Raw genomic sequence first — 17,257 nt, 5'->3', positions numbered from 1 at the left:
CATACGATCCGATGTAACTCCGGAGGTATGTCGGTTCAATGTCAGTGCCTAACACAGGAATGTGCGCAAACCAAGCTCGCTACCAGCGGGCACGAGCCGCTTTCATCCTGCGGGGTACGACACTGACCGAATGGTGCAGGGAAAACGGCACGCATATTCAGAACGTGCGGGATGCCTACTTCGGTCGTTGGCGGGGTCGGAAAGCGGACGCCCTCATTGCCCGAGTGGAAGCCGAGGTCAGCAAGGGTCGCGCATGAAACTCTCCGTCAGAGTTATCACCGGATTGGATGGCCTTCCCACAACACCATTCGGTGCGCGGAAGTGGCTGGCCCGGAACAATATTCCGTACTCCGAAGAAGCCGGCCGCTTCGTCTTCTCCCTCTCCGACCTGCCCGACGACGTTCGGCGCGCCTACCTGGCGCGCGACCTGTCGGAGAAGACCCTGCACCCCGGCGAGTACGACGACGAAGCCCACACGCGGTTCCTGGCGGCGTCCCCTTGGGCGCGGGGCGAGGCGGAGCGGCGGGCGGCGATGATGCGCCTTCTGGTGGCGCCGGGCGCACCGACGGCATGGGCGGACCGGCTCGCCCTGGTGCACGCGAAATTCGGCGTTAAAGGGGCCTGCCTGGCCTCGTTGAAGCGGTACTTGAAGGCGGTGCGCGGCGTGGATCCGATCAACTTCGCGCCCGCCCTGCTTCCTGACCGCAAGGGCGGATCGGAGCGCAAGCCGATCACGCCGGATGCGTGGTCCTTCTTCATGACCACGGTGCAAAAGGCGGCCCCGGACTTTCCGCTTCAGCAGGCGTGGCGCGACGTGCGCGACGTGGCGGCGAAGCGCGGGTGGGACTGGCCGTCCTACCCGACCGTGAACCGCCGCTGGCATGAACTGCCCCTCGCCCAGCAGCTTGTCGCCCGCCACGGGAAGGACGAGGCCAACCGCCGCCTGGCGCAGCCCGCGCTTCGCGACAAGAGCGGCCTTGGCGTGCTCGAATGGGTGTCGCTTAACGGTCGAGACCTCGACTTTAGGGTCCATTATGGAGACGGTCAGCCGGTGCAGGCTACTATCCTGTTACTGGTGGACGTGGCGTCCAACTACATCCTGGATTTCGAGGTGTCGAAGTCCGAGAACGCCCCCGCGACCGTGCGCCTGATCCGGCGGACCTGCGAGCGCTACGGCATCTTCGACCGTCTCTACACCGACAACGGGTCTGCTTTTGCGGGTCATCTTGTGGCCGGAGGCAGTGTGCATCGCTTCCGCAACGCAGGCGCGAAGCTTCAGAAGGTCCGGCCCCTCGGCATCTGCGATCATCTCGGCATCAAGCTGCACTTCGCCCTGCCGAAGAACGCGCAGGCGAAGATTGCAGAACGGACCTTCGCCGCGCTTTCGCGCGTGATTGACGACCGCCCGGAGTTCGCAGGAGCGCACACGGGGCATAATCCTGGCGAAGCTCCTGGCGGTGATCCTCGCCCGGTTCCAATCGAGTTTGCGCAGGACGTGCTTCGGCGCGAAGTGCACCGCTACAACCGCGAAACCGGGCGCCGGTCTCAGGGCGCGCGCGGCCGTTCCTACCAGGCGGTGTTCGAGGCGGGGTTGTCCGCCCGGCGGCGGCGGCAGCCGACGGCGCGCCAGCTCTACCTTGCCGGGCTGATCTACACGCCTGCCGCGGTGGATCGCTGGGGGCGGGTCACGCTTGATGGCTGGACCCATGGCGGGATGGAGACGCAGGACGCCCTTATGAAGCACCACGGCGACGGGCGGCGGTTGCTGATTGGCCGTGATCCTTCGGATTTCTCCGCGCCAGCGCGCGCATTTGACGAAGACGGGCGCCTGATCTGCGAGGGCATCGAGGCGATCAAGCCCGGCGCATATGGCAGTGCGGACGGCATTCGCGACGCCGCGCGGAATCGCAAGGCGGCGCGGGACCTGGTCGCCCGCGCGGACGCGGCCAACGCCTGCCTGGACGAAGACGCCTTTGAGGCGGCGCTGGCGGACCTTCCGGCGCCGTCCCCCCAGGCGCCCGGACCGGAGCGGGTCGTGGCGGGACGGTCCGGCGGACCGTTGCGCGACCTGCCAGCCAAGGCGGTCCAACGGAGCGAGCCTGTCGAAATGATCCCCGACGAGATGTTGAGAAATCAAGATTCCGCCATCGCCGCACGTCTCGCGGCCATGGGGAAGAAGGTGGTCTGAGAGGCGCGGCAACGCCCCTCAGACCGATGCGCGCGGGCCAAGCCCGCACCCACAAACGGAGGAAGATATGGCAGAAGTCGTGAGGCTTGGAAAGCCGGAGGCGCCCCCGCAGGCGCAGCCCGGCGGGTTCGTGATGACCGAGACCGCCGCGGAAATTCTCAGGTCGTTGAACCTCGTCCGCTCCGGCGCGAACGGGGGCGTGACGATGATTTCGGGCGCGCCGGGCATCGGCAAGACCGAAGCGCTGCTTCACCTGTGCGAGGAGCTCGGCGCCCAGGACGCGGTCTATCTGCGGGTCGCCAAGGGCGAGGGACGCCCGTGGAACATCGCCTACAACCTGTTGAACGCCATGGGCTTTCATGAAAGCGCGCTGTCTTCTTACGGCTCCCTCACCCAGAGGCGCGAATACCTGGCGCGCATCGTCGGCAAGTCCTGCATCGTCCTGGTGGACGAAGCGCAGAACCTGCACGAGTACGACGGCAAGTCCCGGCTGATGGGGGCGGGGTTCGAGTGGCTGCGGGCCATGCAGGAGGAAGGCGGCTTCGCGCTGGCCTTCATCGGCGACACGACCCTTTCGCCGATCATCGCCGACATGCCGCAGCTGTGGAGCCGGATGCGCCGCCCGCTGACGCTCAAGAGCGTGGGCGCGGGCGACGCGGCGCTGTTGGCCGCGCGCTGGGGCGTGACGGACGCCAAGGCGCTCGCCGCCCTGGACGCGGTGGCCCGCGGGCGCGGCAGCCTGCGCACCGTGGTCAACGTTCTCGCCGCGGCGGCGGACTTCGCCGGGGGCGCCGCGCCGGACGGCGCCGCGATCCGGGCCGCCATCCTGGCCGAGGGCCTGACCATGAAGGGCGGGCCGCAGGCGTCGCGCCGCAGCAGATGACGTGAGGAGATGACCATGACCGACGCCGACAAGATCGACGCGCTCCGCAAGGCCCTTGAGGCCGCGGCGCAGGGCGCGACCATCATGACCGAGACGCTGTAGAATGCTCGGGCCTGGCAGGAGCACATGGAACGGGATGCGACGGCCCTCCTGTTGGAAGACGCCGTGGAAACGCCCGCCGGTTCCGTGCGGCCCTGGCTGTTCACCAAGACCGACGCGGACGGGACGAAGTCCTTCCATGCGTCTTCTGTCCGGGCGGTTGACCTTACCCTTGCCGAGGGCGCAGGGCGCCAGCTGAGCGGCGCCATCGCGTTCGCCCTCGGGGTTCTGGCTGACGCGACCGAAGCGGAGGACGCGGAATGAACTGCGTAGTCGAAGAGGTCCGCAGCCCCATGTTCACGTTCGTCTCGAACCCCGAGTTCACCCACGCCGTTCAGGTCCTGGTTCCCGTCGATGACGGCCACCAGGAACAGGTCTTGCAGACGCGCTTTCGCGCCCTGAGGGACGATGAGGCCGCGGCCTTCGGCACCTCGACCTCCGGCGGCGTCAGGGAGTTCCTGCGCGCGGTGGTGCTTGGCTTCGAAGGGGTCGTGGACTCGGGCGGCGCGGCGCTCGCTTCGGACGCCGCTCTGATCGACCGGATGCTGTGCACGCCCTTTATCCGCATCGCCCTGATCCGGGCCTATGCGCGGGCGCTGAGCGCGACCAGGATGGGAGAGGCGGCATGACCATCACGAACAAGCAGAAGGCGCTTCTGCACGTCGCCAAGGCCAAGCTCGGGCTGGACGAAGACGTGTACCGGCTCGCGCTCTTTCGGCTGGCGGGCGTGACCAGCTCGACCGAGCTTGACCAGGACGGGTTCGACGCGGTGATGGGGTTCTTCGAGCGGAACGGGTTCGAGCCCACGCGCCGGACCGGCCCCGACTATGGCGACCGTCCCGGCTTCGCGAGCCGCGCGCAGTGCGAGCTGATCCGCGCGCTGTGGGCGGAGTGGAGCGGGCGCCCGGACGGCGCCGGACTGGAAGCCTGGCTGCGCCGCTGCTTCAAGGTGGACAGCCTGCGGTTCCTGACGGCGGCGGAGGCCCCGCGGGCGATCACCGCGCTCAAGGCGATGAAGCGGCGGCTTCGCGCCGCCGCCGCGGGCTGAGGCCCGGAACGCGAACAGGGGCGGCGCGACCGACGCGCCGCCCCTCGGCTCTCAGAGCCTCTGAGAGGCCCGCTGACAGGCCTTCTCCTCTCCGGGTGGGTCGCCCCGCGAAACTCCGGCGCTCCGTTTAAAAACGAAGATTTGCCGTTTAATCGCGCGACGCCGCCCCGCGGCCTCTTTCGCCGCCCCTCTCGCGCCCCGACAAGCCGCCTTCCGCCCCGCTTCATCCCGCCTTTCGCGCAAGCCCTTGCGGGTCGAACGCGAAAAGGCGGGGCGGCATTCTGCGCTTCAAGCAACAGCGCAGGAACAGAGCATGGACCTCACCGGACCGAACCTCGAACTGGCCTTCAAGGGCTTCCAGACCGTCTATCGCGACAGCTATGACCGGACCCCGGTTCATCACGAGCGGGTCGCCATGACGGTCCCCAGCTCGGCCCGCGATGAAACCTATGGCTGGTTCGGCCAGTTCCCGAACCTGCGCGAGTGGGTCGGGCCGCGGCATGTTCACAGCCTGTCCACCTCCTCCTTCACCATCCTGAACCGGACCTTCGAAAGCACGGTCGAAGTTCCGCGCAACACCATCAGCGACGATCGGCTGGGCATCTTCAAGCCGATGTTCGCCGAGATGGGCGTGACGGCCCGGACGCATCCCGACGAGCTGCTGTTCTCGCTGCTCAAGGACGGCTTCACGTCGGAATGCTACGATGGCCAGTACTTCTTCGACGCGGACCACCCGGTGGTCGACGCGGAAGGCGACACCGTCAGCGTCTCCAACACCGATGGGGGCGGCGGCGCGCCCTGGTTCCTGCTCGACACGTCGCGGGCGGTGCGCCCGCTCATCTGGCAGGTGCGCGAGGATTACGAGTTCCAGCGGCGCGACCGCCCGGAAGACGACGACGTCTTCTTCAACGACCAGTTCCTGTACGGGATCCGCGCCCGTGTGAACGCCGGGTTCGGCCTCTGGCAGCTCGCCTATGGCCCCAGGCAGACTCTCAACGCCGCCGCCTATCAGACCGCGCGCGCCGCGATGATGTCCTTCCGCGCCGATGGCGGGCGCCCGCTGGGCGTGCGGCCGGACGTCCTGGTGGTCCCGCCCTCGCTCGAAGGCGCCGCGCGGAAAATCCTCAACTCCGAGCTGGGCGATGGCGGGATGACCAACGAATGGAAGGGCGCCGCCGAGCTGATCGTGTCGCCCTTCCTGGCCGACTGATCCACGGCGAACTGCAAGGACCTCCGCGCATGACCGAACTGTTCCTCGCCCGCTTCGACAGCGAACTGGGCGCCCCGTCCGAGAACGGCGCGCCCGAATGGGTTCACCTCCTGCCCGCGGGCGAGATGACCGGGCGCGATGGCCGCCGCTATGTCCTGCGCGACCCGCAGGCGCTGGTGAACGACTTCGAAGCCGGGGGGATCGACCTGCCGGTGGACTACAACCACCAGAACGACACCAAGGCCAAGGGCGACGCCGCCCCCTCCGGTCCGATCCCCGCCGCGGGCTGGATCAAGGAGCTGAAGGTGGCGCCGAACGGGATCTGGGGCCGGGTCGCCTGGACCGAACGCGCCCGGTCGCTGATCGGCGCGAAGGAATACCGCTATCTCAGCCCGACCTTCTATCACATGAAGGACCGGAGCGTGGTGCGCCTCAAGGGCGCCGGGCTGGTGCACAACCCGAACCTGAACCTGGTCGCCCTGGCGTCGGAGGACGGCGCGCCGGCGGAGGGCATGTTCGCCCGCCTGGCCGAGCTGCTGGGCCTGGACGCGATGGCGGGCGAGGGGGACGTGTTCGACGCGGTGGCGGCGCTTCTGGAGGTCGCCGGGCGCGACACGTCCGAAGGGGCTTCGGCGGCGGCCAACGCCGCGGCGCCCGACCCGTCGCGCTTCGTGCCCATCGAAGCGGTGCAGAGCCTCATGGAAGATCGCAAGCTCGAGCTTGCGCGCGCCGCCCAGGAGCGGGCGGAAGCGAAGGTCGAAGACGCCTTCCGCCGGGGGTATCTGACGACGCCCATGCGCGAATGGGCGCTGGCGCTGTGCCTGAGCGACGAAGACAGCTTCGACACCTTCATCAACAGCGGCGCCCCGGCCTATGCGCACCTGACCCGCCGCACGGCGCCTGCCGATCCGCCCGCGCGTCGGAGCGCCCGGCCCGCGTCCGAGGCCGCGGCGGCTGTCTGCGCCCAGCTCGGGCTTGCGCCGGATGCGCTGAGCGACTGAACGCCGACCGTGGGTCGGGAAAGGCATGGTGAGGTCGGCGCCCCGTGCCGAACGTCCGAAAACGGGCCGGGCCCATATCCCGGTGCTGCGATGCGCTGGCGGAGAGGGTACACGAAATGCGGGACGAACTGAAGTCGGGCGACGGCGGGGGGCGCCCCGCGGCCCCGGCGCCCGAGCTGAAGGACGCCGACCCGCTCGCCGCCGACCTGGCTGAGGCGCACGAGCTGGCGGGCCGCCTGACAGGTATTCTTGCGCGGCTTGCAGCCCGCCTTTCCAGACCCGTTCAAGACGGTCTTGAACAGCCCGGCGCCGGAAGCTTCGTCGGGCGCAGGAACGGCGACTGGCGGGCGCGAGGCTGGCGTGGCCGTCCGTCCCTGCTCGACACCGACGCCGAGCTGAACGCCTTCGTCCGCGACCGGGTGGACGATATGACCTTCAAGGAGCTGGCCCAGGACATCGCCCGGGCCTTCCCGCCGGAGCGCCGCGTGTCGGCAAGCTCGCTTCACCGCTGGTGGCATCGCCAGCGCAAGGCGCGGGGTACGGGCCAATGACGCCGCCGCAGGCCCGCAGGCCCTGCCTGCCCGAGAGGGCCGAGGGCGTCGCCCCCGTGCGCGCCCCGGCCCAGGTCGCCCCCTTCGTCGATGCGCTGGGGGAAGACCACGCGATCCGCTTCCTGCTGAACTTCGGCGGGGCCGAGCTGACGATTCCCGCGACGCCTTCGCCGCGCGGGCGGCTGCAAGAGACGCTTGGAGCGGAGGGCGCCGAGGCGCTGGCCGCCGCGCGCGACCTCCTTCCGCGCCGGATTCCCCTTGCCAAGCCCTGGCTGGCCCGCACCCTCGCCGCCCGCGGCATGTCCACCGCCCAAATCGCCCGCACTATCCTCGCGTCGGACGTGTCGGTCCGCGCCTGGCTCAAGAAGACGCGCGGGCGCTGACGCCTCCGGCGCTCTCTCGGGTTCTCGGCTGTGGACGGCTGTTCTCGGAAATGCCCGGCTCAGGACGGCTGAAAGCACGGGTCAACTGATATGAAAGCAGACAGCGCCCGCGCCGCGCGGGGCGCGGCGGGCGCGAGGGGGCGGATGGGGTGCGAGGGATGGGCCGCGCGGGGCGGGGGGAAGGACGCGGCAGCGTCCGGGCGGGCGGGGCGTCGGCAAGCGCAGCGCAGGCGCGCGCCGGCCGCTCCCCCCCTGGAACCCCGGCCCGCGCCCTTGCCCTCCGCGCCGCGGCCCCGTCAGACCGACCGCCCCGCCGCCCGCCCCGAGAAGATGCAGCCCCCGAGGAACGTCCCCTCGAGCGCATTCCACCCGTGATAGCCGCCGCCGCCGAACCCCGCCGCCTCTCCGGCCGCGAACAGCCCGTCGAACACCTCCCCGTCCGGCCGCAGCGCCCGCGCGCCGACATCCGTGTGCAGCCCCCCGAGCGTCTTGCGCGTCAGCACGTTCAGCCGCACCGCGATCAACGGGCCATGCGCCGGGTCCAGGATCCGGTGCGGCTTGGCCGTCCGCACCAGCCGGTCGCCGCGATAGGCCCGCGCCTGCCGGATCGCGATCACCTGCGCGTCCTTGGCGAAGGGGTTGTCGATCTGCGCATCCCGCGCCTCGATCTGCGCGCGCATCGCCGCGGCGTCCAGCGGCGCCTCCGGGACCAGCCGGTTCATCCCCGCCACCAGCTCCTCCAACCCCTCGGCCACCACGAAATCCGCGCCCTTCTCCTTGAACGCCTCCACCGGCCCCGGCGCCCCCTTCGCCGCAAGCCGCGACCGGATCACCTCCGCCCATTTCCCCGAGGCGAGATCGGGGTTCTGCTCGCTCCCCGACAGCGCGAACTCCTTGGCGATGATGCTCTGGGTCAGCACGAACCAGCTGTGCTCATGCCCGGTCGAGAGGATCCGGCGCAGGGTGGCCATGGTGTCGAACCCCGGAAGGCACGGCGCCTCCATCCGCCGCCCCAGCGCGTCGAACCACAGGGAGGACGGCCCCGGCAGGATGCGGATCCCGTGGGACGGCCAGATCGGGTCCCAGTTCTCCAGCCCCTCGCAGTAATGCCACATCCGGTCCTCGTTGATCGCCCCGGCCCCGGCGGCCTTGGCGATGTCGACCATGCGCCCGTCGACATAGGCCGGAACCCCCGCCACCATCCTGCGCGGCGCCTTGCCGAGCCGCGCCTCGGGCCAGCGGGCGCGCACCTTGTCGAAATCGCCGCCGATGCCGCCCGAGGCGAGCACCACGGCGCCCGCCCGCGCCTCGAAATCGCCCACCACCTCCCGCCCCGTCGGGGCGCCGATGGGGGCGTCGTCGGGGGCCAGGACCGCGCCATGCACCCCGGCCAGGCGCCCGCCCTCGACCAGAAGCCCATCCACGCGGACCCGATTCCGAAGCTCGATCCGCCCCGCCGCCTCATGTTCGGCCAGCCGCCGCGCGAAGGGCGCCACGACGCCCGGCCCCACGCCCCAGGTGACGTGGAAGCGCGGGACGGAGTTCCCGTGCCCGTCCGCCGCGCCCCCGCCCCGCTCGGCCCAGCCGACGACGGGGAACCAGCGCATCCCCATGGCGTGCAGCCAGGGCCGCATCTCGCCGGCGGCGAAATCGAGATAGGCCTCCGCCACCGCCCGCGGGTTCGCATCCTCGCGGCGGTCGAACGCGGCCGAGCCCATCCAGTCGATCGCCGCAAGATCGCGCCCGTCGCGAATGCCCATCCGCCGCTGCTCGGGCGTGTCGACCATGAACAGCCCGCCGAGCGACCAGTGCGCCTGCCCCCCGAGGCTCTGGCGCCCCTCCTGCTCCAGCACCAGCACCCTGCGGCCCCGGTCCGCCGCCTCGGTCGCGGCGACGAGGCCCGCAAGCCCCGCGCCCACCACGATCACATCCGCAGCATCCGCCATCCCAACGCCCTCCCCGCGCCATTTGCGCGACAGGCTAAGGGCGAAGACGCGCCGCGCCCAAGCGCGGATCGCGATGACGTGGCGGCGCCCCGCGACCACGCCGCGCAAACGAAGGGGGCGCGCCCGGCCCGGGCGCGCCCCCTTGAATCCACCTGCCGCGGCGGCGCGTTACAGCAGCACCGCGCCCGCCAGCCCGAGGAACACGAAGAACCCCACCACGTCCGTCACCGTGGTCACGAAGGTGCCCGAGGCAAGCGCCGGGTCCGCCCCCACCTTGTCGAGCGCGATGGGGATCAGGATCCCCGCCAGCCCGGCCACCAGCAGGTTGACGATCATCGCCGCCGCCAGCACGCCGCCGAGCATCGGGTCGCCGAACCACAGCAGGGTGATGACCCCGATCAGGATCGCGAAGGCGACCCCGTTGAGCAGGCCCACCAGCGTCTCGCGGCCGACGATGCGCCACATGTTGGCCGCGGTCAGGTCGCGCGTCGCGATGGCGCGCACCGCCACCGTCAGCGTCTGCGTCCCCGCATTGCCGCCCATCGAGGCGACGATCGGCATCAGGATCGCCAGCGCCACGATCGCCTCGATCGTGGTGTCGAACATCCCGATCACCAGCGACGCCAGGATCGCCGTCAACAGGTTCACCGCCAGCCAGGGGAAGCGGGCCTTCACGATCTCGGTCACCTTGTCCGACAGCGACTCGTCGCCGACGCCGGCCAGCAGCTTGAGATCCTCTTCCGCCTCCTCGTCCAGGGCCTCCATCGCGTCGTCGATGGAGATGACGCCGACCAGCCGCCCGTCCTCGTCCACCACCGGGGCGGACATCATGTGGTACTGGTTGAAGGCGTAGGCGACGTCCTCCTGGCTCGTCTCGGCCTTCAGCACCCGCATGTCGTCGCGCGCGAGATCCTGCAGCTTGCGGTCGCGCCCGGCGCCCATCACGCGGGAGAGCGGCACCAGGTCCACCGGCTTCAGCGCCGGGTCCACCAGGATGATGTCGGTGAATTCGTCCGGCAGGTCGTCGCGCGAGCGCAGGTGGTCGATCATCTGCCCCACCGTCCAGAACGGCGGGGCGGCGACCAGCTCGCGCCGCATCAGGCGGCCGGCGGTGTATTCGGGGTATTCCAGCGCCTGCTCGACCGCGGTCCGGTCCACCGGGTCCAGCGCGTCCAGCACCGCGTCGCGCTGGTCGTCCTCGAGGTCGGCGACCAGGTAGACGACGTCGTCCGCGTCCAGCTCCTTGGCCGCGGCGGCGAGGTTCTCGGGCTCCATCGCCTCGAGCACGTCGTCGCGCACGTCGTCCTCGAGCTCCGAGAACACGTCCGGGTCGAGATCGCCGCCGAGCAGCCGCACGGCCGCGGCGCGGTCGTCATGGCCGAGCTGTTCGAGAAGATCGGCGAGGTCGGCCGCGTGCAGCTCCTCGACCTCGGCGAGGAGGGTCTCGCGGTCCTCGGCCTCGACCGCGGCGCGGACGCGCTGGACCACCTCGCGCTCCAGTGCGAACTCGTCCTCGGGCTCCTCGCGCTCCTCCGGCCGCTCCTCCGGCGCCTCGGTGTCGATCCGGGCGGAAAGCGCCTCGGGCGCGGCGTCTTCCGGCTCGGGGGCGCGGTCGGGGCGGTCGGTCATGGGCGCCTCCGGGCGAGAGAGGGGGAATGCAGGCCGCGCGCGACAGGACGACGGGGGGGTCGCCGCGCGGCGCGCCGGACGCAAGAGAGGTAGCGCCGGGGGCGGGCGAAGGGAACCCCGGCGCGGCGGCGCGCGGCGGTTTTTCCCGGCCCGGGCGGGGGCGAGCGGCGAGGCGCCGCACGGGCGGGGCGCGGGCGGCGCAAGCGGCGCGGGACCGGCGGGCCGCGGCGCCCGGATGGCGCGAGCGGCGCGGGGGGGGGCGCGGGCCGGCGGGGCGGATGGACCGGGCGACGCGCGGGGCCGCAGCGCGGGGGCCAGGGGCGGGGCGCCAGGGGCGGGGCGGCAAGGGGCGGGGGCGCGCATCGGCGCCCGGGCGACCGCCCGCCCCTGCCCCGCGGCGCATCGCGGGCTTGCCTGCGCGCGCCCGGCGCCCGAGGGTGCGCGCGGCGGCCCCCGCCCCCGCGCCCGGTCGGCGCGCGCCCGGGCCGCGCCGACCGCCGCGCCCGCCGCGGCCCCACGCTTTGCCGGAGACCCCCACGCATGATCGCCCGCGCCCCGTTCCTCGCCCTCGCCGCGCTCGCCCTCGCCGCCTGCGCGCAGGTCGCCCCCGACGCCGCCGCCCCCGACGGGGCCGCCGCCGCGCCCGCCCCCGCCTCGCGCTTCGAACCCGGCGGCGGCCCGGTCCGCGTGCTGCGCCTCGATGTCGAGGGGCAGGACCTGGTCGGGCTGTGGGAGGGCGTCTACACCCCCTACGACCCGATGAACAACGACCACCTCGGCGCCCCCGCGGGCTGGACCGGGCCGATCAGCGGCGTCAACGCCCTGCTGATCAACGAGGTCGAGGGCAATATCATGCGCGGCCGGATCATCTGGACCCCGACCGAGGGCGAGAAGCCGGCGAGCCAGAACTGGACCTCGGCGATCTCGCATCGCGGCGACGCGCGCTTCATCGGCTCGGTGATCTTCCTGAAGGAACAGGACGGGGTGAAGTTCCTCGAGAGCGACCTGATCCTGCCCGACGGCAAGGACTACCTGCACCGCTGGGTGAAGACCCAGTGACCGCGCGGGCGGGGGGGGAGGCTCCGCCGGACGGAGAGACGGGCGCCGAGCTGCGCGCCCGGGCCCTCGCCGCCCAGAAGGCCGGCCGCGCGGCCGAGGCGCAGGCGCTGTGGCGCGCGCATCTGGCCGAGGCCCCGGATGACGCGGGCGCCTGGGCCAATCTCGGGGCGCTGCTGCGCCGGGCGGGGGCGCATGACGCCGCCGCCCTGCACCACCGCCGCGCGGCGGAGCTTCTGCCCGGGGATGCGCGGATCCTCGCCAACCTCGCCAATGCGCTGGCCGATGCGGACCGGACGGCCGAGGCGCTGGACGCCCGCCGCGCCGCCGCCGCGCTGCGCCCGGACGATCCCGCCTTCCACGCCGCGCTGATCGGCGCGCTGCGGGCGGATGGCCGCCACGCCGCCGCCGCCCGGGCGCTGGAGCAGGCGCGCGCCCGCTGGCCCCAAGACCGCGGGATCGCCGCCGAGACCGCCCGCGCGGCGCTGGCGGCGATGGACTGGGCGGGCGCCGTGCAGGCGCTGGCCCGCGCCCGGCCGGAGGGCGTCGCGGCGGCGCCGCGCAAGGACGGCGCCGACGGCCCCATCCACGTGATCCCCGAGGGCGGCGCGAGCGAGCTGCTGCTCGCCGCCCGCGCCCTGCCCGCCGCCGCCGCGCGGCTCGGGGCGCTGCGCCTGCCCTGCCCGATCGCCTGGCAGGGGACGCTGGCGCGGGCGCTGGCGGGGGCGCCCGTCTCGTTCTGCGCCCCGGATGAGGCGGCGCCCCCGGGGGCGCCGCTTGTCCCGCTGCTCGACCTCCTGGCGCTGCCCGGCGCCGAAGGGGGGACGCCGCCGCCGCCGCTGGACCTCGCGCCCCCCGGCGCGGACGCGCCCCCGGCCCGCGAGGGGCGCCCGCTGCGCGTCGGCCTGCTGTGGAACCCCGAGGGCGCCGCGCGCCGCGCCCCGCCCCTCGGGGGCTTCGCGGCGCTGGCCGAGACGCCGGGGATCCGCCTCTTCAACCTCTCGCCCGGCCCCGCCGCGGTGGAGCTCGAGCGCAGCGCATGGGCGGCGCTGATCCCGAACGCGCCGCCGCTGGACGCCCCGCCCCCCGGCGCCGCGCAGGGCGCCGGGTTCGACGAGCTGCTGCGCGCCGCCGCCGGGATGGACGCCGTGGTCGCCGCCGAATGCGCCGAGGCCCACGCGGTCGCCTCCATCGCGGACGGGCCGCCGGTCTTCACCCTCGTCCCCGCCGATGCCGGCTGGGCGCTGGCGGGGGAGTCGGATCGCACGCCGTGGCACGAGACCATGCGGGTGATCCGCCGCGCCCCCGGCGCCGACTGGCGCGACGCGATCACCGAGACGCGCGCCCGCCTCTCCCGCCTCGCACGCCGCCGGGGCTGAGCGCCGCTGCGCGCGCCCCCGCCCGCCGCGCCGCGCGGGCGCCCCGCTTGCAACGGGCGCTGCGCCCGACGCGCGGCCCCGGCCTCAGTCCACCCAACCCGCCTCGCGCGCCGCGGCCTCGAGCGCCGCGACATCGCCCGCGCGCATCGCCCCCTGCTGCGCCTCGATCCAGTCCACGGGGCGGTCCCACCAGCGGACCCGCAGCAGCGCCGCGACCTCCCCCGGCGCAAAGCGCATCCGCACCACCCGCGCCGGGTTGCCGGCGACCACCGCGTAATCCGGCACGTCGCGGGTCACCACCGCCCGCGCCGCCACGATGGCCCCGGCGCCGATCCGCACGCCGGGCATCACCGTCGCCCCGTCGCCGAGCCACACGTCCGGGCCCAGCTCGGTGTCGCCGCGCGCGCCGACCTCCTCGGCATAGGCGCCCATCGTCTCGGGGCGGAAGATAGCGAAGGGATAGGTCGAAATCCCCCCCATCGGGTGATTGGCCGAGGCGGTGATGAAGCGCACGCCATGGGCGACGGCGCAGAACCGCCCGATGCGCAGCCGCTCGGGCGCGCCGGGATGGAGATAGGGCGCGAGATGCGCCGCCCAGTCCGCCACCGCCCCGAAATCCGAGGCATAAGCATGGTCCCCGACCTGCCAGTTCGGGTGGTCGATGACGCGGGAGAGGTGGACGACATTGGGATGTTCATCGCCGGTCGGCAGCATGATGGGATGACGCGCGGCGGCGTCGAGAAACGGTCGGGCCATGGGGTCCTGCTTCCTTGAATGCTCCTGGGAAAGGGCGGTCGGGAATCAGGCCTGGTCCATCGTCTCCTCCATCGGTTGAGGCGCGCAGGATGGGGCGCCCGGGGCCGCGGCGCAACCGCCCCGGGCCGACGCCGCGCCGCCCCCGCCGGGGAGGGCGGCGCCGGTCAGTCCCAGTCGGGCGCGATCTCGGGCATGTTCACCATGCGCCCGTCGGGCTTCGCCAGCGCCGAGATCTCCTCGACCTGCGCCGCGGTCAGCTCCAGCTCCTGCGCCGAGAGGTTCTCCTCCAGCCGCCCGCGATTGGCGGTCTTGGGGATGGCGATCGCGCCGCGCGCCAGGATCCACGCGAGGCAGACGGCGGCCGAGGTCGCCCCGTGCTGGGCCGCGATCCGCTGCAGGACCGGGTCGCCCGGCGCCTCGCCCCGCGCCAGCGGCAGGTAGGCGGTCAGCGCCATGCCCTTCGACGCCAGCAGGTCCAGCATCGGGGACTGGTCGAGATAGGGATGGAACTCCACCTGGTTCACCGCCAGCTTGCGGTCGGCCAGCGCGGTCACGGTCTCGACCTGGGCGCGAGTGAAGTTGGACACGCCGACATGGGCGCAGAGCCCGTCGGCCGCGAGGCGGCAGAGCGCGGGGATCGTTTCCCCGAGGGGAACGGTCTTCGAGGGCCAGTGCAGCAGGATCATGTCCGGCTCGAACCCGAGGGTCGCCACCGAGTCCTCGGCCGCAGCGCGCAGCGCATCCGGGGCATGGTCGTCGGGCCAGATCTTGGTGGTGACGAACAGCGCGTCCCGCGCGACGCCCGAGGCGCGCACGCCCGCGCCCACCGCGGCCTCGTTCTTGTACATCCGCGCGGTGTCGACATGGCGGAAGCCCGCGCCGATGGCGGCCGCGGTCATGTCCCGGGCCTCGTCCCCCTCCAGCCGCCAGGTGCCGTAGCCGAGGGCGGGAATGCGGGCGTCGCCTGCGTCGATGATCTTCATGGGGCGCTCCTTGGCCGGGTCGGTCAGGGGCGCAGGCTGGACCGCCGCGCGCGCGAGGGCAAGGGGAAGCTCCCCTGCCCCCGCGCGCTTCGCTCAGCGCAGATGCGCGTTGAAATGGGCGATGGTCTGCGCCCAGGCCAGCTCGGCCGCCGCCGCGTCATAGCGGGGGGTGCTGTCATTGTGGAATCCGTGGTTCACGCCCGGATGGATGTGCGCCTCATAGGTCTTGCCATTGGCCTTCAGCGCCGCCTCGTAGGCGGGCCAGCCCTCGTTGATCCTGGCGTCCAGCTCGGCCAGCTGGATCAGCAGCGGCGCCTTGATGCGCGGCACGTCCTCGGCCCGCGGCTGGCGGCCATAGAAGGGGACCGAGGCGCCGAGCTCCGGGTACGCCACCGCCAGCGCATTGCACACGCCGCCGCCATAGCAGAAGCCGACGCAGCCGATCTTGCCCGTCGTCGCCTCATGCGCCAGCAGCCATTCGAACGCGGCGAAGAAGTCGTTCATCAGCTTCTCGCGGTCCATCGAGCGCTGCATCGCCTTGCCGTCCTCGTCATTGCCCGGATAGCCGCCGAGGGGCGACAGGCCGTCCGGGGCGAAGGCGATGAAACCCGCCTTGGCGACCCGGCGGGCGACGTCCTTGATGTAAGGGTTCAGGCCGCGATTCTCGTGCACCACCACCACGCCGGGGGTCTTGCCCGTCGCGCCGGTGGGGACCACCAGGTAGCCCTCCACCTCGCCATGGCCGTTCGGCGAGGGATAGGTCTCGTAGGTCGCCTTGATGTCCGGGTCGGTGAACTTCACCTGCTCGGCGATGGCGTAATCGGGGCTGAGCATCCCCAGCAGCGCCGCGGCGGTCAGACCGCCCACGGCGAACTTGCCCGCGCGGTCGAGGAACTCGCGCTTGGTGATCCGTCCATGGGCGTAGAAATCGTAGAGGTCCAGGAGCTCCTGGTCGAAATCGGCCGCCGTCAGGCGACGGCTCGGGGTCTCGGCGCCGTCCATCGTTTCTCTCCCGTTCGGCCGGCATGGGCGCCGGCGCCGGGAATGGTGCGCCACGCGCGGCGCGCGCGCGGATCACGATGACGCGAGAGGGGTCCGCCCAGGCGCCCGGGCGCTCCGGCGCTCGACCTCCAGCCGCTGCAACCGGCGCAGCACCGCGGCGCGCATCTGCGGTTCGGGATCGTCGTCGAGCCAGGTCAGCAGCTTGACCGGGGCGGTCCAGGGGAAGGTCGCCGCCAGCAGCGCCCAGCCCGCATGCGGGCCGAGGCGCAGCTCGTCGGCCAGGCGCTGCAGCTGGTCGGCGAGCGGCGAGAGCGCGTCGCGCAGCACGGCGTCGAGCGGCGCGCTCCAGGCCGCGAAGTCGCGCGCGAAGACCGGCGCCTCGCGCACCCAGCCGCGCAGCAGCGCCAGGAAGGCGCGCGCCCAGCGGTCGATCCGCTCGGCCGCGGGGGCGGCGCGCAGGCAGATCGGGGCCAGCTGCGCCTCCGCCTCGGCCACCCGGTCGCGCAGCACGCGGATGAAGCCCGCGCCGCCGGGCGCGGCGGCGGCCTCGGCCAGGCCCGGGGCGATCCCCAGCGCCTGTGCGGCGGAGGCCGTCAGGGCCTGGTCGTCGGGATAGATCAGGCGCTGGAAGCGCAGCAGGTCGAGCACCCGCTCATGCAGGTCGCGTCGGTCGGACACGCTTGAAGAGGAGATCATGCAGGGGTCCCCGGTTGTGACGACCGCGGGGCCGGACCGACCCCGCGCGCCGCGGCGGCGCCGCGGCTGGACCCGGGTGTAATTCGAAGAACGGGTATTTACCAACCGCGCTGGCAATTGCTCACCCCGATTTCCCACAGAATGGAAACCATCTGTTTTTAAAAGTATTCACTCCAGTCCGGCGCGACCGCCTGCCGGGACGCCCCGGGGGCGGCGGCCCGGGAAGCAGCCCGGGAAGCCGGCCCGGGGCGCCGGAAGCCCCCCGCGCGCCCGCGCCGGCGCCGCGGGCGCGGAACGCGAAAGGGCCGCCGCGGTTGCCCGCGGCGGCCCTTCCTCCTGGCTCCGTCGCGCCCCTCGGGGCGCGGGGATCATCAGGCGATGATCTTGGAGACGACGCCCGAACCGACGGTGCGGCCGCCTTCGCGGATGGCGAAGCGCAGCTTCTCT

18 protein-coding genes are annotated in these 17,257 nt (G+C 72.6%); 11 read left to right on the top strand and 7 right to left on the bottom strand.

Annotation, left to right across the window (positions count from 1 at the left end; translation table 11 throughout):
• Positions 1-253: 253 nt before the first annotated feature.
• From ACQ5SO_RS16425 to ACQ5SO_RS16385, 9 genes are all read left to right on the top strand, one after another.
• Positions 254-2,188, top strand: coding sequence for a transposase domain-containing protein (locus ACQ5SO_RS16425; RefSeq protein ID WP_430942711.1), 1,935 nt, complete (start codon positions 254-256; stop codon positions 2,186-2,188).
• Between the two features lie 67 nt (positions 2,189-2,255).
• Positions 2,256-3,071 (top strand): AAA family ATPase, encoded by an 816-nt coding sequence (locus tag ACQ5SO_RS16420; protein WP_430942710.1) that lies wholly within the window; start codon positions 2,256-2,258, stop codon positions 3,069-3,071.
• A 126-nt stretch (positions 3,072-3,197) separates the two neighbouring features.
• Positions 3,198-3,434: a hypothetical protein gene (locus ACQ5SO_RS16415; protein WP_430942709.1), complete on the top strand. Its 237-nt coding sequence runs from the start codon at positions 3,198-3,200 to the stop codon at positions 3,432-3,434.
• Positions 3,435-3,463: 29 nt separating this feature from the next.
• A complete protein-coding gene (locus tag ACQ5SO_RS16410; protein WP_430942708.1) occupies positions 3,464-3,799 on the top strand; it encodes a hypothetical protein in 336 nt (111 codons plus the stop codon).
• The gene (locus tag ACQ5SO_RS16405) at positions 3,796-4,218 is read left to right on the top strand and encodes a regulatory protein GemA (protein ID WP_430942707.1); all 423 of its coding nucleotides are present in this window, start codon (positions 3,796-3,798) and stop codon (positions 4,216-4,218) included. The genes ACQ5SO_RS16410 and ACQ5SO_RS16405 overlap by 4 nt, the downstream gene beginning before the upstream one ends.
• Before the next feature lie 313 nt (positions 4,219-4,531).
• Positions 4,532-5,428 (top strand): Mu-like prophage major head subunit gpT family protein, encoded by an 897-nt coding sequence (locus ACQ5SO_RS16400; RefSeq protein ID WP_430942706.1) that lies wholly within the window; start codon positions 4,532-4,534, stop codon positions 5,426-5,428.
• A 29-nt stretch (positions 5,429-5,457) separates the two neighbouring features.
• A complete protein-coding gene (locus ACQ5SO_RS16395; protein WP_430942705.1) occupies positions 5,458-6,429 on the top strand; it encodes a phage protease in 972 nt (323 codons plus the stop codon).
• 116 nt (positions 6,430-6,545) lie between these two features.
• On the top strand, positions 6,546-6,980 hold the full coding sequence (locus tag ACQ5SO_RS16390; protein WP_430942704.1) for a hypothetical protein: 435 nt from the start codon (positions 6,546-6,548) through the stop codon (positions 6,978-6,980).
• Positions 6,977-7,363, top strand: coding sequence for a helix-turn-helix domain-containing protein (locus tag ACQ5SO_RS16385; protein ID WP_430942703.1), 387 nt, complete (start codon positions 6,977-6,979; stop codon positions 7,361-7,363). The genes ACQ5SO_RS16390 and ACQ5SO_RS16385 overlap by 4 nt, the downstream gene beginning before the upstream one ends.
• Before the next feature lie 296 nt (positions 7,364-7,659).
• On the opposite strand, the gene ACQ5SO_RS16380 is transcribed toward ACQ5SO_RS16385, so the two are convergent.
• Both ACQ5SO_RS16380 and mgtE read right to left on the bottom strand, forming a co-directional pair.
• Positions 7,660-9,309 carry an FAD-binding dehydrogenase gene (locus tag ACQ5SO_RS16380; protein ID WP_430942702.1) on the bottom strand — a complete coding sequence of 550 codons (1,650 nt, stop codon included), beginning with the start codon at positions 9,307-9,309 and terminating at the stop codon, positions 7,660-7,662.
• Between the two features lie 168 nt (positions 9,310-9,477).
• Positions 9,478-10,938, bottom strand: a complete 1,461-nt coding sequence (gene mgtE / locus ACQ5SO_RS16375; protein WP_430942701.1) for a magnesium transporter — start codon at positions 10,936-10,938, stop codon at positions 9,478-9,480.
• Positions 10,939-11,478: 540 nt separating this feature from the next.
• Between mgtE and ACQ5SO_RS16370 the strand changes: the two genes are divergently transcribed.
• Positions 11,479-11,997 carry a hypothetical protein gene (locus ACQ5SO_RS16370; RefSeq protein ID WP_430942700.1) on the top strand — a complete coding sequence of 173 codons (519 nt, stop codon included), beginning with the start codon at positions 11,479-11,481 and terminating at the stop codon, positions 11,995-11,997.
• Positions 11,994-13,373: a hypothetical protein gene (locus ACQ5SO_RS16365; protein WP_430942699.1), complete on the top strand. Its 1,380-nt coding sequence runs from the start codon at positions 11,994-11,996 to the stop codon at positions 13,371-13,373. The genes ACQ5SO_RS16370 and ACQ5SO_RS16365 overlap by 4 nt, the downstream gene beginning before the upstream one ends.
• Positions 13,374-13,457: 84 nt before the next feature.
• Here the strand turns inward: ACQ5SO_RS16365 and ACQ5SO_RS16360 are convergent, their stop codons facing one another.
• The 5 genes from ACQ5SO_RS16360 to ACQ5SO_RS16340 all read right to left on the bottom strand — a co-directional run.
• On the bottom strand, positions 13,458-14,129 hold the full coding sequence (locus ACQ5SO_RS16360; RefSeq protein WP_430942698.1) for a CatB-related O-acetyltransferase: 672 nt from the start codon (positions 14,127-14,129) through the stop codon (positions 13,458-13,460).
• Between the two features lie 164 nt (positions 14,130-14,293).
• Positions 14,294-15,112, bottom strand: coding sequence for an aldo/keto reductase (locus ACQ5SO_RS16355; RefSeq protein WP_430942697.1), 819 nt, complete (start codon positions 15,110-15,112; stop codon positions 14,294-14,296).
• Positions 15,113-15,205: 93 nt separating this feature from the next.
• On the bottom strand, positions 15,206-16,114 hold the full coding sequence (gene yghX, locus ACQ5SO_RS16350) for a YghX family hydrolase (RefSeq protein WP_430942696.1): 909 nt from the start codon (positions 16,112-16,114) through the stop codon (positions 15,206-15,208).
• A gap of 72 nt (positions 16,115-16,186) precedes the next feature.
• Positions 16,187-16,792: a hypothetical protein gene (locus ACQ5SO_RS16345; protein ID WP_430942695.1), complete on the bottom strand. Its 606-nt coding sequence runs from the start codon at positions 16,790-16,792 to the stop codon at positions 16,187-16,189.
• A gap of 389 nt (positions 16,793-17,181) precedes the next feature.
• Positions 17,182-17,257 (bottom strand): hypothetical protein (locus ACQ5SO_RS16340; protein WP_430940050.1); only part of this gene is annotated, 76 nt, incomplete at its 5' end.

This window comes from Rhodovulum sp. DZ06 (genome assembly GCF_050586345.1).
Taxonomy (GTDB): domain Bacteria; phylum Pseudomonadota; class Alphaproteobacteria; order Rhodobacterales; family Rhodobacteraceae; genus JBOCEF01.
Note: the sequence above shows the minus strand (reverse complement) of the source record. Positions and strands in the feature narration are given on the sequence as shown.